Origin of the sequence: Amycolatopsis sp. NPDC004625 (genome assembly GCF_040609695.1) — a bacterium.
GTDB lineage: Bacteria > Actinomycetota > Actinomycetes > Mycobacteriales > Pseudonocardiaceae > Amycolatopsis.
Map to the genome: position 1 here is coordinate 34,694 of NZ_JBEXKX010000003.1, position 18,288 is coordinate 52,981.

Sequence of the window (18,288 nt, forward strand, 5' to 3'; positions counted from 1 at the left end):
ACCGTCCCGGGCACCATGAACACATGACGCCCGTCGCGAAGCGCCTCACCGTGATCGCCGTCGTGCTGATCACCGCGGGGGCCGTCCTGCTGTCGGTGGGGGCGATCGGCTTCCGGGCCACGTCCGACCAGCCCGACGCCAACATCGGCGCCGGCTTCGCGCTCCTCGCCGGGCCCTACGTCGTCGGTCTCGGCCTCGTGTTCGCCATCTCGGCCGCGCTGACGCACCTCACGACGCGTCGCCGCTGAGGTTCCACAGCGTCGTGGGCAGGTGATCGGCGAGGTCGGCGAGGTAGCGGGCCTCGGCGGTGACGTTCTGCCGGGTCGCGCAGCCCGGCCCCCAGGTCCGCGCGGCGCCGTTCTCGATGACGACCTCCCGCTGCCCGAACCGCGGGTTCGCCGCGAGCCACCGCGCCAGTTCGGCGTCGAGGCCGGAGTCCGGCGGCAGGGTCGGCATCGCCACCGGCCGGCCCGGGACGATCCGCAGCTCCGGGCCCGGCGGCACCCGCACCTGGGTGACGTGCAGGTCGCGGAAGTAGACGTGGTCGTCGAAGTGCCGGTAGGACTCCCGCGTGTCGATCGCCAGCACCGGCCGCTCGCCGAGGCGGAACTCGACCCACGGGTCGGCCGGCGCGCCCGTCAGCGGCCGCCCGGTCGGGTGAACCACGCCGAAGGACGGCGTCCCGCTGCCGAACGTCCCTCCTCGTTCCGCCGCGAACGCCTTGAACCAGTGGCCGGCCCGGCTCGCCGCGGCCCTCCGCTGCGACCGCCACCAGATCGCGGCGGCGACCGCGGCCACCACGACGAGCACGCCGATCGTGAAGAGCGTCTGCATCGTCAGAAGTCCAGGTCCTCGCGGGTTTCCTCGACGGACTGGTCCCGGCCGGTCCCGTCGTAGTCACTCGCTTTCTTCGCGTTCTTGATGTGGCCGGTGAGCTTGCCGAGGTGGTCGTTCACCGTCTTGGCCGGGTTGTCGCCGGGGTTGGCCGGGTTGTAGCCGAGCACGCCCTTGACCGCCGCCTCGCCGCCCTTCTTCAGGGCTTCGGTGGCGCCGGCCTTGAGCATCGTCTTCCGGTAGTCGACCTTGCCCGCGGCGTCGAGGACGGGGTTTTCGAACGCCTTCGCCCAGCGCTTGCCGATCAGCCCCTTGTCGCCGACGGCCTTCTGGAGCAGGTCCTTGCCCTCGTTCTCCTCGGCGATCTTCGTCAGCGACTTGCCGAGCGTGGTCGTGGCGAACTTCTGCTGCAGCTTCCGGAGCCAGTCGAGCACCTGCTGCAGCAGCTCGCGCAGCTTGTTGACCTTCTGCGTGGTCTTGGCGGTCGTCTGGGCGGCCTTGACCTCGGACACCGGGGCGGCGGCGGACAGCGAAGCCCCGCAGGTCGGCACCGCGGCGGCCAGCGCGGGCACCCACAGCAGGATCAGCCAGGTGACGAACTCGGTGAGGATGGCCTTGACCAGGTCCTCGGCGAAGCTCATCAGCATGCTGTTCAGCTGCAGCATCCGGGCGAGGTCCCCGGACCTGCCCGCGACGCCTTCGATGCCGTGCGCGAACTCGCCCAGCGCTGCCTTCGCCGCGTTGCTCGCGTCACCCTCCCAGTCCTTCAGCGACGCGTCGGCGACTTCGGCGAAGTTCTTGGCCAGCTGGTCGAGCCCGGTGGCGAGCGCGCCGAAGTTCTCCGCGGCGACGCCCAGCGCCGGCCCGTCGCCGCTGACGAAGTGGATCGCGTCCTGGATCGGCTGGACGGCGTTGACCAGGAAGTTCAGCCCCTGCCCGACCAGCCAGCCGAGCGGGTCGGTGGCGATGTCGGTGATGGTGCTCGAGCTCGACTGGATGAAGCTCGCGGTGTCGGTGGCGATCGTGCCGAGCGCGAGCGTGATGTCGGCCCCGTCCGGCTGCGGCGCGAAGACCGCTTTCGTCACCGAGACGGCGTCCTTGCCGACGGTGACGGCGCTGCCGGCGAACGGCGTCGCCTTCACCGCGTTGCCGACGTTGACACCGAGCACGGTGTCCGGGTCGTCGGACTTGACGGTGATCCCGCCGGCGACGTCCTCGACCTCGGTCATGGGGCCCCCTCAGTGCTTTCCCGGGCCGTCGAGCAGCACCTCGACCTGGCCGAAGAAGGTCTTGTGGTCGTCTTCGACGCCTTGGTAGACGTTCGCCGCGTCGGTCAGCTTCGCCTGCGCCGAGGCCAGCCCGTCGGAGATGGACGCGAGCAGGGACTGCAGCTCGCGCAGGGTGTCGTCGTAGCCGCCCTTGGTGAAGACGCCGACCACGCCCCACGACTTGCCGCCGACGTCGGACTGGCTCACCTTTTCGGTGAACTTCGCGCCCTGATCGCGGTATTTGCCCAGGTCACCGACGTACTTGTGCAGTGCGTCCACCTGGACGCGGTAGCCGTCGCCCATCAGTCCTCCTCCTCGAACAGGGTGCGCAGGAACCGGTCGCCCGCCGAGGGGCTCGCGGCGGGCGGTGCCGGCGGCGGATCGGCCGGGCGCAGCACCCGCTGTTCCGAGAAGTCCTCGGGCGCGCGTTCCTCGGGCAGCTTCGCCCGCAGTTCTTCGACGGTGGTCCCGAACGCGACGGCCTGCGTCTCGAGGACCTGGTCGACGAGACCGAGGTCGTCACCCAGGTTCTCCTCGACGATCACGGCCTGCCGCCGCGCCGCTTCGCCGACGGCTTCCCGGAGGGTGGCCAGCAGCGTCGCCGAGAGGGCCTGGGGCCCCTTGGCGAGCGCGGCCTCGGTGAACTTGACGTCCAGCACGGCCCCGCCGGGCCCGGTGACGACAGTGACACCCCCGTCGGGCGACGCGGCGCTCGCCCGCAGCTCGGTCAGCTGCTGCTGCATGGCGCCGAGCCCGACGAACCGGTCGTCGGCGTTGCGCACGCCCGCCTGGAACCGTTCGAACTCGGCCACCAGGTGCTCGAACTCGGCCGTCATGCCCTGTTCCTCCCGCTGTGTGTCGACCCATCGTGACGCCTCGACCGCACTGTGACGCACGGAACGCCCGATCCGATCCCACTGCATCACCCGACCGGGTAATGGGTAGGTTTCGGCCGGAGAGGGAAGCAGGGGACAACGCGCGAGGAGTGTGTGATGACCAGCACCGAAGGGGCCGCAGGCCCGGCCGAGGAACCGAAGTCGACGGGCAGCCACGCGGCCCCGGAGGGGGCGGGCGTCCACCCGCTGATCGACCTGTCCCGCGACCCGAACCCGGGGAAGCCGGACCACGCGAAGCCCGACGAGGACTGAGGGAAGCCAGGCGTTCCGGCGGTGGTGCGGGGTGGGCGCACCACCGCCGGCGCACGTCGGCAGCCGGCGAACCGCGGCGGCGCCCGGCCGCGCGGTCCCGGGACCACGGCCGTCGAACCGCTTCGGCATCGCTCTGCCCGCGGGCCGGGCGGGCTGAGCCGCAAGCGAAGGGCCGGCCCTGCGCGGCGACGTAGTAACACTGTCTCGCCGGAATGCCCCGGGCCCCCGAGTCGTTGAACGAGCAGCGAACCGCTCCGGCCCGACCCCCGCGCACCTCACGGCACCCGAGGCGTGGGAATGTCCCGCGGCCGCACGGCGTTGAGAGGTACGCTGGAGGTTCGTCGACCTACAGACCCCCCGCCGCGCTCCTCCCGGATCCGGGCGGGTATCTTTGGAGACCGTGCCCGGCATGCGTCGGGCCGCTCCGCGTGCCGTGCGCATGGGCGGGGTGCTCACGCACCCGGTCACCGGCTTCGGCAGGTCGGGGTTCCGACGGAAATCCCTCCGGGAAGTTACCGGTCGCGAGACCGTGACGCGGGCCGACACGCCCGACCGCGGGGGCCGGTGAAGACACGAAGAAGCAGATCACGACAGGAAGCTGGTCCATTGCCCACGATCCAGCAGCTGGTCCGCAAGGGCCGCCAGGACAAGGCTGCCAAGCAGAAGACGGCGGCCCTCAAGGGGAGCCCGCAGCGGCGCGGCGTGTGCACTCGCGTGTACACCACGACCCCCAAGAAGCCGAACTCGGCGCTGCGCAAGGTCGCGCGTGTGAAGCTGACCAGCGGCATCGAGGTCACCGCCTACATCCCCGGTGAGGGCCACAACCTGCAGGAGCACTCGATGGTGCTCGTGCGCGGTGGTCGTGTGAAGGACCTTCCGGGTGTCCGTTACAAGATCATCCGCGGTTCGCTCGACACCCAGGGTGTCAAGAACCGCAAGCAGGCGCGCAGCCGGTACGGCGCGAAGAAGGAGAAGAGCTAATGCCCCGCAAGGGTCCGGCCCCGAAGCGGCCGCTGATCTCCGACCCCGTCTACGCCTCCCCGCTGGTCACCCAGCTGGTGAACAAGGTGCTGAAGGACGGGAAGCGGTCCCTGGCCGAGCGCATCGTGTACGGCGCGCTCGAAGGCGCTCGCGAGAAGACCGGCACCGACCCGGTCGTCACGCTGAAGCGCGCCCTCGACAACGTGAAGCCCACCATCGAGGTGAAGAGCCGCCGCGTCGGTGGCGCCACCTACCAGGTGCCGATCGAGGTCAAGCCGGGCCGCTCCACCACGCTGGCGCTGCGCTGGCTGGTCTCCTTCTCGCAGGCCCGCCGCGAGAAGACGATGATCGAGCGCCTGCAGAACGAGCTCCTGGACGCTTCCAACGGCCTCGGTGCCTCCGTGAAGCGTCGCGAAGACACGCACAAGATGGCCGAGTCCAACCGGGCCTTCGCGCACTACCGCTGGTGATGACCGCCCGGCTGTCGACCAAGCCATGCCGGGCCCCAAGCTTGAGAACAGGGGAACACTCTCGTGGCACGTGAAGTGCTGACCGACCTGAACAAGGTCCGCAACATCGGCATCATGGCCCACATCGACGCCGGGAAGACGACCACCACCGAGCGGATCCTGTTCTACACCGGGGTCAACTACAAGATCGGTGAAGTCCACGACGGCGCCGCCACCATGGACTGGATGGAGGAGGAGCAGAAGCGGGGTATCACCATCACCTCGGCTGCCACCACCACCTTCTGGGACGACCACCAGATCAACATCATCGACACCCCCGGGCACGTCGACTTCACCGTCGAGGTGGAGCGGAACCTGCGGGTGCTCGACGGTGCGGTCGCCGTCTTCGACGGCAAGGAGGGCGTCGAGCCGCAGTCGGAGCAGGTCTGGCGGCAGGCGGACAAGTACGACGTCCCGCGCATCTGCTTCGTCAACAAGATGGACAAGCTGGGCGCGGACTTCTACTACACCGTGAAGACCATCGTGGACCGCCTCGGCGTCCGCCCGCTGGTCATCCAGCTGCCGATCGGCGCCGAGAACGACTTCGAAGGCGTCGTCGACCTGGTCCGCATGAAGGCGCTGACCTGGCGCGGCGAGGTCCAGAAGGGCGAGGACTACTCGGTCGAGGACATCCCCGCCGAGCTGGCCGACAAGGCCGCGGAGTACCGCGAGAAGCTCGTCGAGACCGTCGCCGAGGCGGACGACGCGCTGATGGAGAAGTTCCTCGAGGGTGAGGAGCTGACGGAGGCCGAGATCAAGGCCGGCATCCGGAAGCTCACCATCACCAGCCAGGTCTTCCCGGTGCTGGCCGGTTCCGCGTTCAAGAACAAGGGCGTGCAGCCCATGCTCGACGCGGTCATCGACTACCTGCCGACCCCGCTGGACGTCCCGGCCGTCGAGGGCCTGCTGCCCGACGGCGAGACCGTGGCCACCCGCAAGGCGTCGGTCGACGAGCCGTTCGCCGCGCTCGCGTTCAAGATCGCCGCGCATCCGTTCTTCGGCAAGCTGACCTACATCCGGGTGTACTCGGGCAAGGTCGCCGCCGGCGCGCAGGTCATCAACGCGACCAAGGAGCGCAAGGAGCGCATCGGGAAGATCTTCCAGATGCACTCCAACAAGGAGAACCCGGTCGACGACGCCCAGGTCGGCCACATCTACGCGGTCATCGGTCTGAAGGACACCACCACGGGTGACACCCTGGCGGACCCGCAGAACCCGATCGTGCTGGAGTCGATGACGTTCCCCGAGCCGGTCATCCGGGTCGCGATCGAACCGAAGACGAAGGCCGACCAGGAGAAGCTGTCCCTGGCGATCCAGAAGCTGGCCGAAGAGGACCCGACGTTCCAGGTCAAGCTGGACGAGGACACCGGCCAGACGATCATCGCGGGCATGGGCGAGCTGCACCTCGAGGTGCTGGTGAACCGGATGAAGTCCGACTACAAGGTCGAGGCGAACATCGGCAAGCCGCAGGTCGCCTACCGTGAGACGATCAAGAAGACGGTCGACAAGCTCGACTACGTCCACAAGAAGCAGACCGGTGGTTCCGGCCAGTTCGCGAAGGTCATCGTGAAGCTGGAGCCGCTCGAGCGCACCGACGGCGCGCTCTACGAGTTCGACAACAAGGTGACCGGTGGCCGCGTGCCGCGGGAGTACATCCCGTCGGTGGACGCGGGCGCGCAGGACGCGATGCAGTACGGCGTCCTGGCCGGCTACCCGCTCGTCGGGTTGAAGTTCACCCTGTTGGACGGTGCTTACCACGAGGTCGACTCTTCGGAGATGGCGTTCAAGATCGCCGGTTCCATGGCGATGAAGGAAGCCGCGAAGAAGGCCGGCCCGGTGATCCTGGAGCCGATGATGGCGGTCGAGGTGACCACGCCCGAGGACTACATGGGTGACGTCATCGGTGACCTCAACTCCCGCCGTGGTCAGATCCAGGCCATGGAGGAGCGTGCGGGCATCCGCGTCGTGAAGGCGCTGGTCCCGCTGTCGGAGATGTTCGGCTACGTCGGTGACCTCCGGTCCCGCACCCAGGGCCGGGCGAACTACTCCATGTTGTTCGACTCCTACGCCGAGGTTCCCGCGAACGTCGCGAAGGAAATCATCGCGAAGGCGACGGGGGAGTAACTCCCTCAGCGCTCGCGGGCATTAAGGGACTCTCCTGAACGTCCGCAGCACCGACGAAGGAACAATCGTGGGGCGGCAGCCACGCCGCCCCACGAGCACAAAGCGAAATCAGTCCAGGAGGACATTCCAGTGGCGAAGGCGAAATTCGAGCGGACCAAGCCGCACGTCAACATCGGCACCATCGGTCACGTTGACCACGGCAAGACGACTCTGACCGCGGCCATCACCAAGGTGCTGCACGACAAGTACCCGGAGCTGAACGAGTCGCGGGCGTTCGACCAGATCGACAACGCGCCGGAAGAGAAGCAGCGCGGCATCACGATCAACATCTCGCACGTCGAGTACCAGACCGAGAAGCGTCACTACGCGCACGTGGACGCCCCGGGTCACGCGGACTACATCAAGAACATGATCACCGGTGCCGCCCAGATGGACGGCGCGATCCTGGTCGTGGCCGCCACCGACGGCCCGATGCCGCAGACCCGTGAGCACGTGCTGCTCGCCCGCCAGGTCGGCGTGCCCTACATCGTGGTCGCGCTGAACAAGGCCGACATGGTCGACGACGAGGAGATCCTCGAGCTCGTCGAGCTGGAGGTCCGCGAGCTGCTGTCCTCGCAGGAGTTCCCGGGCGACGACGCGCCGGTCGTGCGCGTTTCCGGCCTGAAGGCCCTCGAGGGCGACGAGAAGTGGTCCGAGGCCGTTCTCGAGCTGATGAGCGCCGTCGATGACAACGTGCCGGACCCGGTGCGCGAGCTCGACAAGCCGTTCCTGATGCCGATCGAGGACGTCTTCACCATCACCGGTCGTGGCACCGTGGTGACCGGTCGCGTCGAGCGCGGCCAGATCAACGTCAACGAAGAGGTCGAGATCGTGGGTATCCGCGAGAAGTCGACCAAGACCACCGTCACCGGTGTCGAGATGTTCCGCAAGCTGCTCGACTCGGGCCAGGCGGGCGACAACGTCGGCCTCCTCGTCCGCGGCATCAAGCGCGAGGACGTCGAGCGCGGTCAGGTCGTCGTGAAGCCGGGCACCACCACCCCGCACACCGACTTCGAGGGCCGGGTCTACATCCTGTCGAAGGACGAGGGTGGCCGTCACACCCCGTTCTTCAACAACTACCGCCCGCAGTTCTACTTCCGCACCACCGACGTGACCGGCGTCGTGACCCTCCCCGAGGGCACCGAGATGGTCATGCCGGGCGACAACACCGACATCACGGTCGCGCTGATCCAGCCGGTCGCGATGGACGAGGGTCTGCGCTTCGCCATCCGCGAGGGTGGCCGGACCGTCGGCGCGGGCCAGGTCACCAAGATCAACAAGTGATTTAGGCGCCCCACCCGGGGCAATACACCCCCGGGTTCGGGGCGTCAAATCACGTGTGCGACACTATTCAGGTTGCTCGTCCTGGGGCGGCCGATCCTCGTCGAGGGTCCGGCCGCTCCGGTGCGAGTGGCCACGGTCCGCCGAGCTCTTCCTTCGGGTTGCAGGCGAGCGGGCAAAGGCAGTGAGACGGTGTTCTTGCAAGAGCACAGCCGGCTCATAGCCTCCTCACGTTGAGGAAGACCAGGCAAGACGACGATCCCGCGGGATCCGTCTGTGCGTCGGGCGCGACACGCCCGACCGCGTGGACCGGGGACAGGGCCGTTGAACTGCGGAAACCCGGCCAGGGTGGCGACATCCAGGCGGGGTTTGTGAGATAGCGGCACGAGACGACAAGGAACGAGCAGCCACCATGGCGGGACAGAAGATCCGCATCCGGCTCAAGGCCTACGACCACGAGGCGATCGACACCTCGGCGCGCAAGATCGTGGAGACGGTCACGCGCACCGGCGCCCGTGTTGTCGGGCCGGTGCCGCTGCCCACCGAGAAGAACGTTTACTGCGTCATCCGCTCGCCGCACAAGTACAAGGACTCGCGCGAGCACTTCGAGATGCGCACGCACAAGCGTCTGATCGACATCCTCGACCCGACGCCGAAGACGGTCGACGCGCTCATGCGCATCGACCTGCCGGCGAGCGTCGACGTCAACATCCAGTAAGCGTTGGGCGAGCGGCGGAGATAAGAGACTCACATGTCTGACAGGCAGATGAAGGGCATCCTGGGCACCAAGCTCGGCATGACCCAGGTCTTCGACGAGCAGAACCGGGTTGTCCCGGTCACCGTCGTGAAGGCCGGTCCGAACGTGGTCACCCAGGTTCGGACCCAGGAGAAGGACGGCTACAAGGCCGTGCAGCTGGCGTTCGGCGCGGTCGACCCGCGCAAGGTGAACAAGCCGCGCACCGGCCACTACGACAAGGCGGGCGTGACCCCGCGGCGCTTCCTCGCGGAGCTGCGTACCACCGACGCCGAGACCTACGAGGTCGGCCAGGAGATCACCGCCGAGGTGTTCGCCGCCGGCGTCGAGGTCGACGTGACCGGTACCAGCAAGGGCAAGGGCTACGCCGGTGTCATGAAGCGCCACGGCTTCAAGGGCCAGGGCGCGAGCCACGGTGCCCAGGCCGTGCACCGCAAGCCGGGTTCCATCGGTGGCTGCGCCACCCCCGGCCGCGTCTTCAAGGGCCTGCGCATGGCGGGCCGGATGGGCAACGACCGGGTCACCACGCAGAACCTGACCGTGCACGCCGTGCGTGCCGAGGACGGCCTGCTGCTGATCAAGGGCGCTGTGCCCGGTCCCAAGGGCGGCCTGCTGTTCGTGCGCAGCGCCGCGAAGGGTGGTAACTCCGAATGACAAGCGTCGAGCTGAAGACCCCGGCCGGTAAAGCCGACGGCACGGTCGACCTCCCCGCGGAGATCTTCGACGTGCAGGCCAATGTCGCGCTCATGCACCAGGTCGTGGTGGCCCAGCAGGCCGCCGCGCGCCAGGGCACGCACGACACGAAGACCCGTGGTGAGGTTCGCGGTGGCGGCAAGAAGCCGTACCGCCAGAAGGGCACCGGCCGTGCCCGCCAGGGTTCGACCCGCGCGCCGCAGTTCGCCGGTGGTGGCGTCGTCCACGGCCCCACGCCGCGTGACTACTCCCAGCGCACCCCGAAGAAGATGAAGGCCGCCGCCCTGCGTGGCGCCCTCTCCGACCGGGCCCGCGCCGGCCAGCTGCACGTCGTCACCGAGCTGGTGACCGGCGAGAAGCCGTCGACCAAGGCCGCCAAGGCCGTGCTCGCCGCCGTCACGGCCGCGAAGCGCGTGCTCGTGGTGCTGGACCGGGCCGACGAGCTGAGCTGGGTTTCCCTGCGGAACCTGCCCGAGGTGCACATCCTCTGGGCCGACCAGCTCAACACCTACGACGTGCTGGTCAACGACGACGTCGTGTTCACCAAGGCCGCGTACGACGCGTTCGTCGCCGGCCCCGCCCGCGGAAAGACCGTCAAGGCCTCCGCGCGGTCGGGCGAGGTCACGGAAGGGAGTGACGAGAAGTGAGTTCGGTCGCCATTCCGGACCCCCGCGACATCCTGCTCGCGCCGGTCATCTCCGAGAAGTCCTACGGGCTGCTCGAGGACCACAAGTACACGTTCATCGTCCGCCCGGACGCCAACAAGACCCAGATCAAGATCGCGGTCGAGAAGGTGTTCGGCGTCAAGGTGGTCAGCGTCAACACGGCCAACCGCCAGGGCAAGCGGAAGCGGACTCGCGCCGGCTTCGGCAAGCGCAAGGACACCAAGCGCGCCATCGTGACTCTTTCGCCCGAGAGCAAGGCGATCGAGATCTTCGGCGGACCCACCGCGTAAAGGACTGAGCTGACAATGGGCATCCGCAAGTACAAGCCGACGACCCCGGGTCGTCGCGGTTCGAGCGTCTCGGACTTCGCCGAGATCACCCGCTCCACCCCGGAGAAGTCGCTGCTTCGTCCGCTGAGCGGTTCGGGCGGTCGTAACTCGTCCGGCAAGATCACCACCCGGCACAAGGGTGGCGGCCACAAGCGCGCCTACCGCGTCATCGACTTCCGTCGCAATGACAAGGACGGCATCCCCGCCAAGGTCGCGCACATCGAGTACGACCCCAACCGGTCCGCTCGCATCGCGCTGCTGCACTACGCCGACGGCGAGAAGCGCTACATCATCGCGCCGGAGAAGCTGAAGCAGGGCGACACCGTCGAGAACGGCCCCCGGGCCGACATCAAGCCGGGCAACAACCTGCCGCTGCGCAACATCCCGGTCGGCACCGTGATCCACGCGATCGAGCTCCGCCCCGGCGGCGGCGCGAAGATGGCGCGGTCCGCGGGCGCGAAGGTGCAGCTCGTCGCCAAGGACGGTCCGTACGCCCAGCTGCGTCTCCCCTCGGGCGAGATCCGCAACGTGGACGTGCGCAACCGCGCCACGGTCGGCGAGGTCGGCAACTCCGAGCACGCCAACATCAACTGGGGCAAGGCCGGCCGCAACCGCTGGCGCGGCAAGCGCCCCACGGTCCGCGGTGTCGTCATGAACCCGGTCGACCACCCGCACGGTGGTGGTGAGGGCAAGACCTCCGGTGGTCGCCACCCGGTCAACCCGAACGGTAAGCCCGAGGGCCGCACGCGTCGCCGCAAGGCGTCCGACGCCCTCATCGTCCGCCGCCGTCGCACCGGCAAGAACAAGCGCTGAGCAGGGAGGTAGAAGCACATGCCACGCAGCCTTAAGAAGGGCCCGTTCGTGGACGACCACCTGCTCAAGAAGGTGGACGCGCTGAACGAATCGGGCAAGAAGACGGTCATCAAGACCTGGTCGCGCCGCTCGACGATCATCCCGGACTTCCTGGGACACACGATCGCGGTGCACGACGGCCGCAAGCACGTCCCGGTGTTCGTCACCGAGGCGATGGTGGGTCACAAGCTGGGCGAGTTCGCCCCGACGCGGACCTTCAAGGGCCACATCAAGGACGACCGCAAGTCGCGCCGCCGCTGAGCGGGCACGAGAGAGAACAAGGGAAGTAGCGATGAACGCCCAGAACGACGCGACGACCGAGGCTCTGCCTACGGCGTACGCGCGGGCTCGCTTCGTCCGGGACTCGCCGACCAAGGTGCGCCGGGTGATCGAGCTCATCAAGGGACGTAGCGCCGCCGACGCCTTGGCCGTGCTCCGGTTCGCCCCCCAGGCGGCCAGCGAGCCGGTCGCGAAGGTGCTCGCCAGCGCCGTGGCCAACGCCGAGAACAACCTTCAGCTGGACCCGGAGACGCTCTGGGTCAAGAACGCGTACGCCGACGAGGGCCCGACCCTCAAGCGCATCCGGCCGCGGGCCCAGGGCCGCGCGTACCGGATCCGCAAGCGGACCAGCCACATCACCGTCGAGGTGGAGTCGCGTCCCGCCGTCGCGCAGAAGGCTCAGAGCAAGAAGAAGGCAGGTGGCCGGTAGTGGGCCAGAAGATCAACCCGCACGGTTTCCGCCTGGGTATCACCACGGACTGGAAGTCGCGCTGGTACGCCGACAAGCAGTACGCCGAGTACGTGGCCGAGGACGTCAAGATCCGGAAGCTCCTCGCCACGGGCATGGAGCGCGCCGGCATCTCCAAGGTCGAGATCGAGCGCACCCGTGACCGCGTCCGCGTGGACATCCACACCGCCCGGCCGGGCATCGTCATCGGCCGCCGCGGCGCGGAGGCCGACCGGATCCGCGGCGCGCTGGAGAAGCTGACCAAGAAGCAGGTCCAGCTGAACATCCTCGAGGTCAAGAACCCCGAGGCCGACGCCCAGCTCGTCGCCCAGGCGGTCGCGGAGCAGCTGTCCAACCGCGTGGCGTTCCGCCGCGCGATGCGGAAGGCGATCCAGACCTCCATGCGCTCGCCGCAGGTCAAGGGCATCCGCGTGCAGTGCGGCGGTCGTCTCGGCGGTGCCGAGATGTCCCGCTCCGAGCACTACCGCGACGGCCGGGTCCCGCTGCACACGCTGCGCGCCGACATCGACTACGGCTTCTTCGAGGCCAAGACGACGTTCGGCCGCATCGGCGTCAAGGTGTGGATCTACAAGGGTGAGCTCGTCGGTGGCCTGAAGGCTCGCGAAGCCCGTGACGCCGCCGAGCGCGCGCCGCGCGGTGGTCGTGACCGCGACCGCAGCGACCGGCCGTCCCGTCCGCGTCGTTCCGGCGCCTCGGGCACGACCGCCACCTCGACCGAAGCCGGTCGTGCGGCCGCTGCCGCCACGACCGAGGCCCCGGCGGCCCCGGCCACCGAGACCGCAGAAAAGACGGAGGGCTGAGACGTGCTCATCCCGCGCAGGGTCAAGCACCGGAAGCAGCACTCCCCGAAGCGCCACGGCGCCGCCAAGGGTGGCACGAAGGTCAGCTTCGGCGAGTACGGCATCCAGGCGCTTGAGCACAGCTACGTGACGAACCGGCAGATCGAGTCCGCTCGTATCGCCATGACCCGTCACATCAAGCGTGGTGGCAAGGTGTGGACGACCATCTACCCGGACCGCCCGCTGACCAAGAAGCCGGCCGAAACCCGCATGGGTTCCGGTAAGGGTTCGCCCGAGTGGTGGATCGCCAACGTGAAGCCGGGCCGCGTGATGTTCGAGATCTCGTTCCCGAACGAGGAGACGGCTCGCGAGGCGCTGCGCCGCGCGATCCACAAGCTGCCCATGAAGTGCCGCATCGTGACCCGTGAAGGTGGTGAGTTCTGATGGCGAAGGCAGGTGCTGCCCAGGCATCGGAGCTGCGTGAGCTCACCGCGGAAGAGCTCGTCCTGCGTCTGAAGGAGTACAAGGAGGAGCTGTTCAACCTCCGCTTCCAGATGGCGACCGGGCAGCTCGACAACAACCGCCGTCTGCGCACCGTCCGCACGGACATCGCGCGGATCTACACGGTCATGCGCGAGCGCGAACTCGGCCTGTCCGTTGCCCCCGACGCCGAGAGTGAAGGTGCCGCATGAGCGAGCCCACCACCGAGACGCCGGCCCGGAACGACCGCAAGGTCCGCGAGGGCTACGTCGTCTCGGACAAGATGAACAAGACGATCGTGGTCGAGCTCGAGGACCGCAAGAAGCACCCCCGTTACTCGAAGGTCGTCCGCTCCACCTCCAAGGTGAAGGTGCACGACGAGAACAACGAGGCGGGCGTGGGCGACCGGGTCACCCTGATGGAGACCCGCCCGCTGTCGGCGACGAAGCGCTGGCGCCTGGTGCAGATCGTGGAGAAGGCCAAGTAAGCAGGGCTCTTCGGAGTTCTTAGTTCCGCAAGGCTCGCGGGTTTCCCCGCGAGAACCGGCGCGACATACAGGAGTAGACGTGATCCAGCAGGAGTCGCGGCTTCGGGTAGCCGACAACACGGGTGCGAAGGAAATCCTCTGCATCCGGGTTCTCGGTGGCTCCGGGCGGCGCTACGCCGGCATCGGCGACATCATCGTCGCCACCGTGAAGGACGCCATCCCGGCTGCCGGGGTGAAGAAGGGCGACGTCGTCAAGGCTGTCATCGTCCGCACGGTCAAGGAGCGCCGTCGTCCGGACGGTTCCTACATCCGGTTCGACGAGAACGCCGCCGTGCTCATCAAGAACGACAACGAGCCCCGCGGCACCCGCATCTTCGGCCCGGTGGGCCGCGAGCTGCGCGACCGAAAGTTCATGAAGATCATTTCGCTCGCGCCGGAGGTGCTGTGATGAAGGTGAAGAAGGGCGACACGGTCGTCGTCATCGCCGGCAAGGACAAGGGCGCCAAGGGCAAGGTCATCCAGGCCTACCCCGAGCGCGAGCGCGTGCTGGTCGAGGGCGTGAACCGGATCAAGAAGCACACGCGGATCAGCCAGACCCAGCGCGGCGCGCAGTCCGGCGGCATCGTCACGCAGGAGGCGCCCATCCACGTCTCGAACGTGATGGTCGTCGACGCGGACGGCAAGCCGGCCCGGGTGGGTTACCGCATCGGCGAGGACGGCAAGAAGGTCCGGATCTCGCGCCGGAACGGTAAGGACATCTGATGACCACCGCAGAGAAGACCTCTCCGCGCCTCAAGGTGCGGTACCGCGAGGAAATCAAGGGCCAGCTGCAGGCTGAGTTCTCCTTCGCCAACGTCCACCAGATCCCGGGCGTGGTCAAGGTCGTCGTGAACATGGGTGTCGGTGACGCCGCCCGTGACAGCAAGCTGATCGAGGGCGCGGTCAAGGACCTCGCCCTGATCACCGGTCAGAAGCCCGAGGTCCGGAAGGCCCGCAAGTCCATCGCGCAGTTCAAGCTGCGCGAGGGCCAGCCGATCGGCGCGCGCGTCACGCTGCGCGGCGACCGGATGTGGGAGTTCCTCGACCGGCTGCTGACCATCGCGCTGCCGCGTATCCGCGACTTCCGCGGGCTTTCGCCGAAGCAGTTCGACGGCCACGGCAACTACACCTTCGGTCTCAACGAGCAGTCGATGTTCCACGAGATCGACCCCGACTCCATCGACCGCCCCCGCGGCATGGACGTCACCGTCGTCACGACCGCCACGAACGACGACGAGGGCCGGGCGCTGCTGCGCAAGCTCGGCTTCCCGTTCAAGGAGAACTGAGCCGATGGCCAAGAAAGCACTGGTCCACAAGGCCGCGAAGAAGCCGAAGTTCGCCGTGCGCGCCTACACCCGCTGCCAGCGGTGCGGCCGCCCGCACGCCGTGTTCCGCAAGTTCGGGCTCTGCCGGATCTGCCTTCGCGAGATGGCGCACGCGGGCGAGCTGCCCGGCGTCCGCAAGTCCAGCTGGTAAGAGCTTCTTTTTAACTCCAGATTCGCCACAGGCCCTGCCGCCCGTGTACCGGGCGGCGGGGAACCAGGCGAGAAAGGTTGACAGGTCACCATGACGATGACCGACCCCATCGCAGACTTCTTGACGCGTCTGCGCAACGCGAACTCGGCGTACCACGACGAGGTCAAGCTCCCGCACTCGAAGCTCAAGGCGAACATCGCCGAGATCCTCAAGCGCGAGGGCTACATCGCGGGTTACCACGACGAGCCGGGCGAGAAGCACAAGAACCTCGTCGTCGAGCTCAAGTACGGCCCCAACCGTGAGCGGAGCATCGCCGGCCTGCGGCGCGTCTCCAAGCCCGGTCTGCGGGTCTACGCAAAGTCCACCGAACTGCCGTCGGTCCTCGGCGGCCTGGGCATCGCGATCATTTCGACGTCCGGTGGCCTGCAGACGGACCGGCAGGCCAAGCGCAACAGCGTGGGCGGCGAAGTCCTCGCCTACGTCTGGTAAGGGAAGGGGAACAGGCATGTCACGCATCGGAAAGCTGCCGGTCGCCGTCCCTTCCGGGGTCGAGGTGACCATCGACGGTCAGCAGATCAAGGTCAAGGGGCCCAAGGGCACCCTCGAGCACACCGTCGCCGAGCCGATCACCGTCGAGCGCGACGAAGACGGCACGCTGCTGGTGAAGCGCCCGGACGACGAGCGCACCTCGAAGGCGCTGCACGGGCTCACCCGCACGCTGGTGAACAACCTCGTCGTCGGCGTCACCGCCGGCTACGAGAAGAAGATGGAAATCCACGGCGTGGGTTACCGCGTGCAGGCCAAGGGCTCGGACCTCGAGTTCGCCCTCGGTTACTCGCACCCGGTCAAGATCGAGGCCCCGGAAGGCATCACCTTCAAGGTGGAGACGCCGACCCGGTTCTCGGTCTCGGGCATCGACAAGCAGAAGGTCGGCCAGATCTCGGCCGTCATCCGCAAGCTGCGGCGCCCGGACCCGTACAAGGGCAAGGGCCTGCGCTACGAGGGTGAGAAGATCCGCCGCAAGGTCGGAAAGACGGGTAAGTGATCATGAGCGACACGACTACGAAGCGCAAGCCGGTGGGCAAGGACATCTCGACCCGCCGCCGCGTCGCGAAGGCCCGTCGGCACTTCCGGCTCCGCAAGAAGGTCTCGGGCACCGAGCAGCGCCCGCGCCTGGTCGTCAAGCGGTCCTCGCGGCACATCGCCGTGCAGGTGATCGACGACCTGGCCGGCCACACGCTGGTGTCGGCGTCCACCCTCGAGGCGGACGTCCGGGCGGCCGACGGCGACAAGAAGGCCAAGGCCGCCAAGGTCGGGGCCCTCGTCGCCGAGCGGGCCAAGAACGCCGGGATCTCGGCTGTGGTGTTCGACCGTGGGGGCAACGCCTACCACGGCCGCATCGCCGCGCTCGCCGACGCCGCCCGTGAGGCGGGGTTGGAGTTCTGACGATGCAGAAGCTTGTTAACGGAAGGAAAGCCTGATGCCGGGACGTACACGGCAATTCGGCGGCGGCCAGGGTGGACCCGGCGGGCAGGGCGGCAACGACCGCGGTGACCGTCGCGACCGCCGCGACCGGCGCGACAGCGGCCGTGGCGGGGCGGCCCAGGACAAGACCCCGCACCTCGAGAAGGTCGTGACGATCAACCGCGTCGCCAAGGTCGTCAAGGGTGGTCGTCGCTTCAGCTTCACCGCCCTGGTGGTCGTCGGCGACGGCGACGGTCAGGTCGGCGTCGGCTACGGCAAGGCCAAGGAAGTTCCCGCGGCCATCGCCAAGGGCGTCGAGGAAGCGAAGAAGAACTTCTTCCGCGTTCCCCGCGTCGGCGGCACCATTCCCCACCCGATCCAGGGTGAGGAAGCCGCCGGTGTCGTGCTGCTCCGCCCGGCGTCGGCCGGTACCGGCGTCATCGCCGGTGGCCCGGTCCGCGCGGTGCTGGAGTGCGCGGGTGTCCACGACGTGCTGTCGAAGTCGCTCGGCTCCGACAACGCGATCAACATCGTGCACGCGACCGTGGCGGCCCTGAAGGGCCTGCAGCGTCCCGAAGAGGTCGCGGCCCGCCGCGGTCTCCCGCTCGAGGACGTCGCGCCGGCCCGGATGCTGCGCCAGCGTGCGGGCCAGGGGGTCTGACATGGCTCAGCTCAAGGTCACCCAGGTCAAGAGCAAGATCGGCACGAAGCACGCTCACCGCGAGTCGCTGCGCACCCTCGGGCTGCGCAAGATCCGCCAGAGCGTCGTGCGTGAAGACACCCCCCAGGTGCGCGGCCTGATCCACACCGTCCGCCACCTGGTGGAGGTCGAGGAGGTTCAGGCATGACGGCCATCAAGATCCACCACCTGCGTCCGGCTCCGGGCGCCAAGCGCGACAAGATCCGCGTGGGCCGTGGTGAGGGTTCGAAGGGCAAGACGGCCGGTCGCGGTACGAAGGGCACCAAGGCCCGGAAGAACGTGCCGGCCCGGTTCGAGGGTGGGCAGATGCCCATCCAGATGCGGCTCCCGAAGCTCCGCGGCTTCAAGAACCGCTTCCGCACCGAGTACCAGCCGGTGAACGTGGGCGACATCGCCCGCGTCTTCCCGGACGGCGGCAAGATCGGCGCCGAGGAGCTCGCGCAGGCCGGCCTCGTCCGCAAGGGCAAGCTGGTCAAGGTCCTGGGCAACGGCGACGTGAACGGCGTCAAGCTGGACGTCACGGCGGACGCGTTCTCGGGTTCGGCCAAGGAGAAGCTCGAAGCGGCCGGTGGCTCTGTCACCGCCAACTGAAGTTCGCAGTAACCGGAAGGCCCGCCTGGTCCGCCAGGCGGGCCTTC

At 68.2% G+C, this 18,288-nt stretch carries 31 protein-coding genes; 27 read left to right on the forward strand and 4 right to left on the reverse strand.

Annotated features, from left to right (window positions below):
* Nucleotides 1-23 precede the first annotated feature (23 nt).
* The gene (locus ABZW17_RS03800; protein ID WP_354809361.1) at nt 24-248 is read left to right on the forward strand and encodes a hypothetical protein; all 225 of its coding nucleotides are present in this window, start codon (nt 24-26) and stop codon (nt 246-248) included.
* Here ABZW17_RS03800 and ABZW17_RS03805 read toward each other — a convergent pair.
* Genes ABZW17_RS03805 through ABZW17_RS03820 form a run of 4 tightly spaced genes read right to left on the reverse strand, consistent with a single transcriptional unit; the run spans nt 229 to nt 2,938 of the window.
* Nucleotides 229-834, reverse strand: coding sequence for a hypothetical protein (locus ABZW17_RS03805; RefSeq protein WP_354809363.1), 606 nt, complete (start codon nt 832-834; stop codon nt 229-231). The genes ABZW17_RS03800 and ABZW17_RS03805 overlap by 20 nt on opposite strands.
* A 2-nt stretch (nt 835-836) precedes the next feature.
* On the reverse strand, nt 837-2,063 hold the full coding sequence (locus ABZW17_RS03810; protein ID WP_354809365.1) for a hypothetical protein: 1,227 nt from the start codon (nt 2,061-2,063) through the stop codon (nt 837-839).
* Nucleotides 2,064-2,072: 9 nt separating this feature from the next.
* Nucleotides 2,073-2,405, reverse strand: a complete 333-nt coding sequence (locus tag ABZW17_RS03815) for a hypothetical protein (RefSeq protein ID WP_354809367.1) — start codon at nt 2,403-2,405, stop codon at nt 2,073-2,075.
* Nucleotides 2,405-2,938, reverse strand: coding sequence for a YbaB/EbfC family nucleoid-associated protein (locus ABZW17_RS03820; protein ID WP_354809369.1), 534 nt, complete (start codon nt 2,936-2,938; stop codon nt 2,405-2,407). Before ABZW17_RS03820 ends, ABZW17_RS03815 begins: the two co-directional genes overlap by 1 nt.
* 156 nt (nt 2,939-3,094) lie before the next feature.
* Here ABZW17_RS03820 and ABZW17_RS03825 point away from each other — a divergent pair, with 156 nt between their 5' ends.
* From ABZW17_RS03825 to rplO, 26 genes are all read left to right on the forward strand, one after another.
* The gene (locus ABZW17_RS03825; RefSeq protein ID WP_013222601.1) at nt 3,095-3,250 is read left to right on the forward strand and encodes a hypothetical protein; all 156 of its coding nucleotides are present in this window, start codon (nt 3,095-3,097) and stop codon (nt 3,248-3,250) included.
* Nucleotides 3,251-3,856: 606 nt separating this feature from the next.
* Nucleotides 3,857-4,231 (forward strand): 30S ribosomal protein S12, encoded by a 375-nt coding sequence (gene rpsL / locus ABZW17_RS03830; protein WP_003102113.1) that lies wholly within the window; start codon nt 3,857-3,859, stop codon nt 4,229-4,231.
* Nucleotides 4,231-4,701 carry a 30S ribosomal protein S7 gene (gene rpsG / locus ABZW17_RS03835; RefSeq protein WP_003102106.1) on the forward strand — a complete coding sequence of 157 codons (471 nt, stop codon included), beginning with the start codon at nt 4,231-4,233 and terminating at the stop codon, nt 4,699-4,701. Before rpsL ends, rpsG begins: the two co-directional genes overlap by 1 nt.
* 63 nt (nt 4,702-4,764) lie before the next feature.
* Nucleotides 4,765-6,864 (forward strand): elongation factor G, encoded by a 2,100-nt coding sequence (gene fusA, locus ABZW17_RS03840; protein ID WP_354809371.1) that lies wholly within the window; start codon nt 4,765-4,767, stop codon nt 6,862-6,864.
* A gap of 129 nt (nt 6,865-6,993) precedes the next feature.
* Entirely contained in the window at nt 6,994-8,187 is a 1,194-nt protein-coding gene (gene tuf, locus ABZW17_RS03845; protein ID WP_354809373.1) for an elongation factor Tu, read from the forward strand.
* 409 nt (nt 8,188-8,596) lie between these two features.
* The gene (rpsJ, locus tag ABZW17_RS03850) at nt 8,597-8,902 is read left to right on the forward strand and encodes a 30S ribosomal protein S10 (protein ID WP_003102098.1); all 306 of its coding nucleotides are present in this window, start codon (nt 8,597-8,599) and stop codon (nt 8,900-8,902) included.
* A gap of 33 nt (nt 8,903-8,935) precedes the next feature.
* Nucleotides 8,936-9,592 (forward strand): 50S ribosomal protein L3, encoded by a 657-nt coding sequence (gene rplC / locus ABZW17_RS03855; RefSeq protein ID WP_086675504.1) that lies wholly within the window; start codon nt 8,936-8,938, stop codon nt 9,590-9,592.
* Nucleotides 9,589-10,278 carry a 50S ribosomal protein L4 gene (rplD, locus tag ABZW17_RS03860; RefSeq protein WP_354809375.1) on the forward strand — a complete coding sequence of 230 codons (690 nt, stop codon included), beginning with the start codon at nt 9,589-9,591 and terminating at the stop codon, nt 10,276-10,278. The genes rplC and rplD overlap by 4 nt, the downstream gene beginning before the upstream one ends.
* Complete coding sequence (gene rplW / locus ABZW17_RS03865; RefSeq protein WP_003102087.1) at nt 10,275-10,586, forward strand: 50S ribosomal protein L23; 312 nt, start codon at nt 10,275-10,277, stop codon at nt 10,584-10,586. Before rplD ends, rplW begins: the two co-directional genes overlap by 4 nt.
* 15 nt (nt 10,587-10,601) lie before the next feature.
* A complete protein-coding gene (rplB, locus tag ABZW17_RS03870; RefSeq protein ID WP_003102084.1) occupies nt 10,602-11,438 on the forward strand; it encodes a 50S ribosomal protein L2 in 837 nt (278 codons plus the stop codon).
* Between the two features lie 18 nt (nt 11,439-11,456).
* Nucleotides 11,457-11,738, forward strand: coding sequence for a 30S ribosomal protein S19 (gene rpsS, locus ABZW17_RS03875; protein WP_003102083.1), 282 nt, complete (start codon nt 11,457-11,459; stop codon nt 11,736-11,738).
* A gap of 31 nt (nt 11,739-11,769) precedes the next feature.
* Nucleotides 11,770-12,186 carry a 50S ribosomal protein L22 gene (gene rplV, locus ABZW17_RS03880; protein ID WP_003102079.1) on the forward strand — a complete coding sequence of 139 codons (417 nt, stop codon included), beginning with the start codon at nt 11,770-11,772 and terminating at the stop codon, nt 12,184-12,186.
* Nucleotides 12,186-13,025: a 30S ribosomal protein S3 gene (gene rpsC, locus ABZW17_RS03885; protein ID WP_013222607.1), complete on the forward strand. Its 840-nt coding sequence runs from the start codon at nt 12,186-12,188 to the stop codon at nt 13,023-13,025. Before rplV ends, rpsC begins: the two co-directional genes overlap by 1 nt.
* Nucleotides 13,026-13,028: 3 nt before the next feature.
* On the forward strand, nt 13,029-13,448 hold the full coding sequence (rplP, locus tag ABZW17_RS03890) for a 50S ribosomal protein L16 (protein ID WP_004558864.1): 420 nt from the start codon (nt 13,029-13,031) through the stop codon (nt 13,446-13,448).
* Entirely contained in the window at nt 13,448-13,696 is a 249-nt protein-coding gene (rpmC, locus tag ABZW17_RS03895; protein ID WP_004558865.1) for a 50S ribosomal protein L29, read from the forward strand. The genes rplP and rpmC overlap by 1 nt, the downstream gene beginning before the upstream one ends.
* A complete protein-coding gene (gene rpsQ, locus ABZW17_RS03900; protein WP_043781942.1) occupies nt 13,693-13,971 on the forward strand; it encodes a 30S ribosomal protein S17 in 279 nt (92 codons plus the stop codon). The genes rpmC and rpsQ overlap by 4 nt, the downstream gene beginning before the upstream one ends.
* Nucleotides 13,972-14,050: 79 nt before the next feature.
* The gene (gene rplN, locus ABZW17_RS03905; protein ID WP_004558867.1) at nt 14,051-14,419 is read left to right on the forward strand and encodes a 50S ribosomal protein L14; all 369 of its coding nucleotides are present in this window, start codon (nt 14,051-14,053) and stop codon (nt 14,417-14,419) included.
* Nucleotides 14,419-14,733 carry a 50S ribosomal protein L24 gene (rplX, locus tag ABZW17_RS03910; RefSeq protein WP_354809379.1) on the forward strand — a complete coding sequence of 105 codons (315 nt, stop codon included), beginning with the start codon at nt 14,419-14,421 and terminating at the stop codon, nt 14,731-14,733. The genes rplN and rplX overlap by 1 nt, the downstream gene beginning before the upstream one ends.
* On the forward strand, nt 14,733-15,296 hold the full coding sequence (gene rplE, locus ABZW17_RS03915) for a 50S ribosomal protein L5 (protein WP_103350707.1): 564 nt from the start codon (nt 14,733-14,735) through the stop codon (nt 15,294-15,296). The genes rplX and rplE overlap by 1 nt, the downstream gene beginning before the upstream one ends.
* 4 nt (nt 15,297-15,300) lie before the next feature.
* Nucleotides 15,301-15,486 (forward strand): type Z 30S ribosomal protein S14, encoded by a 186-nt coding sequence (locus ABZW17_RS03920; protein WP_004558870.1) that lies wholly within the window; start codon nt 15,301-15,303, stop codon nt 15,484-15,486.
* 90 nt (nt 15,487-15,576) lie between these two features.
* Nucleotides 15,577-15,975: a 30S ribosomal protein S8 gene (rpsH, locus tag ABZW17_RS03925; RefSeq protein ID WP_004558871.1), complete on the forward strand. Its 399-nt coding sequence runs from the start codon at nt 15,577-15,579 to the stop codon at nt 15,973-15,975.
* A 16-nt stretch (nt 15,976-15,991) separates the two neighbouring features.
* The gene (gene rplF / locus ABZW17_RS03930) at nt 15,992-16,531 is read left to right on the forward strand and encodes a 50S ribosomal protein L6 (RefSeq protein ID WP_013222612.1); all 540 of its coding nucleotides are present in this window, start codon (nt 15,992-15,994) and stop codon (nt 16,529-16,531) included.
* Nucleotides 16,532-16,533: 2 nt separating this feature from the next.
* Complete coding sequence (rplR, locus tag ABZW17_RS03935) at nt 16,534-16,932, forward strand: 50S ribosomal protein L18 (protein ID WP_354809383.1); 399 nt, start codon at nt 16,534-16,536, stop codon at nt 16,930-16,932.
* A gap of 34 nt (nt 16,933-16,966) precedes the next feature.
* Nucleotides 16,967-17,611: a 30S ribosomal protein S5 gene (gene rpsE / locus ABZW17_RS03940; protein ID WP_004558874.1), complete on the forward strand. Its 645-nt coding sequence runs from the start codon at nt 16,967-16,969 to the stop codon at nt 17,609-17,611.
* Between the two features lies 1 nt (nt 17,612).
* Nucleotides 17,613-17,798 carry a 50S ribosomal protein L30 gene (gene rpmD / locus ABZW17_RS03945; protein WP_004558875.1) on the forward strand — a complete coding sequence of 62 codons (186 nt, stop codon included), beginning with the start codon at nt 17,613-17,615 and terminating at the stop codon, nt 17,796-17,798.
* Nucleotides 17,795-18,241, forward strand: a complete 447-nt coding sequence (gene rplO, locus ABZW17_RS03950; protein WP_354809385.1) for a 50S ribosomal protein L15 — start codon at nt 17,795-17,797, stop codon at nt 18,239-18,241. Before rpmD ends, rplO begins: the two co-directional genes overlap by 4 nt.
* Nucleotides 18,242-18,288 lie beyond the last annotated feature (47 nt).

Bases quoted from the DNA above. Each gene is read 5' to 3' on its own strand.
- rpsE (WP_004558874.1), top strand. From the start codon at position 16,967: ATGCCGGGACGTACACGGCAATTCGGCGGCGGCCAGGGTGGACCCGGC.
- rplC (WP_086675504.1), top strand. From the start codon at position 8,936: ATGTCTGACAGGCAGATGAAGGGCATCCTGGGCACCAAGCTCGGCATG.
- rplV (WP_003102079.1), top strand. From the start codon at position 11,770: ATGAACGCCCAGAACGACGCGACGACCGAGGCTCTGCCTACGGCGTAC.
- rpsJ (WP_003102098.1), top strand. From the start codon at position 8,597: ATGGCGGGACAGAAGATCCGCATCCGGCTCAAGGCCTACGACCACGAG.
- ABZW17_RS03805 (WP_354809363.1), bottom strand. From the start codon at position 834: ATGCAGACGCTCTTCACGATCGGCGTGCTCGTCGTGGTGGCCGCGGTC.
- rpsH (WP_004558871.1), top strand. From the start codon at position 15,577: ATGACGATGACCGACCCCATCGCAGACTTCTTGACGCGTCTGCGCAAC.
- rplE (WP_103350707.1), top strand. From the start codon at position 14,733: ATGACCACCGCAGAGAAGACCTCTCCGCGCCTCAAGGTGCGGTACCGC.
- rplX (WP_354809379.1), top strand. From the start codon at position 14,419: ATGAAGGTGAAGAAGGGCGACACGGTCGTCGTCATCGCCGGCAAGGAC.
- rplD (WP_354809375.1), top strand. From the start codon at position 9,589: ATGACAAGCGTCGAGCTGAAGACCCCGGCCGGTAAAGCCGACGGCACG.
- ABZW17_RS03920 (WP_004558870.1), top strand. From the start codon at position 15,301: ATGGCCAAGAAAGCACTGGTCCACAAGGCCGCGAAGAAGCCGAAGTTC.
- ABZW17_RS03800 (WP_354809361.1), top strand. From the start codon at position 24: ATGACGCCCGTCGCGAAGCGCCTCACCGTGATCGCCGTCGTGCTGATC.
- ABZW17_RS03815 (WP_354809367.1), bottom strand. From the start codon at position 2,405: ATGGGCGACGGCTACCGCGTCCAGGTGGACGCACTGCACAAGTACGTC.
- rplR (WP_354809383.1), top strand. From the start codon at position 16,534: ATGAGCGACACGACTACGAAGCGCAAGCCGGTGGGCAAGGACATCTCG.
- rpsQ (WP_043781942.1), top strand. From the start codon at position 13,693: ATGAGCGAGCCCACCACCGAGACGCCGGCCCGGAACGACCGCAAGGTC.
- ABZW17_RS03810 (WP_354809365.1), bottom strand. From the start codon at position 2,063: ATGACCGAGGTCGAGGACGTCGCCGGCGGGATCACCGTCAAGTCCGAC.
- rpsG (WP_003102106.1), top strand. From the start codon at position 4,231: ATGCCCCGCAAGGGTCCGGCCCCGAAGCGGCCGCTGATCTCCGACCCC.
- rpsS (WP_003102083.1), top strand. From the start codon at position 11,457: ATGCCACGCAGCCTTAAGAAGGGCCCGTTCGTGGACGACCACCTGCTC.
- rplB (WP_003102084.1), top strand. From the start codon at position 10,602: ATGGGCATCCGCAAGTACAAGCCGACGACCCCGGGTCGTCGCGGTTCG.
- rpmC (WP_004558865.1), top strand. From the start codon at position 13,448: ATGGCGAAGGCAGGTGCTGCCCAGGCATCGGAGCTGCGTGAGCTCACC.
- ABZW17_RS03825 (WP_013222601.1), top strand. From the start codon at position 3,095: ATGACCAGCACCGAAGGGGCCGCAGGCCCGGCCGAGGAACCGAAGTCG.
- rpmD (WP_004558875.1), top strand. From the start codon at position 17,613: ATGGCTCAGCTCAAGGTCACCCAGGTCAAGAGCAAGATCGGCACGAAG.
- ABZW17_RS03820 (WP_354809369.1), bottom strand. From the start codon at position 2,938: ATGACGGCCGAGTTCGAGCACCTGGTGGCCGAGTTCGAACGGTTCCAG.
- rplF (WP_013222612.1), top strand. From the start codon at position 15,992: ATGTCACGCATCGGAAAGCTGCCGGTCGCCGTCCCTTCCGGGGTCGAG.
- rplO (WP_354809385.1), top strand. From the start codon at position 17,795: ATGACGGCCATCAAGATCCACCACCTGCGTCCGGCTCCGGGCGCCAAG.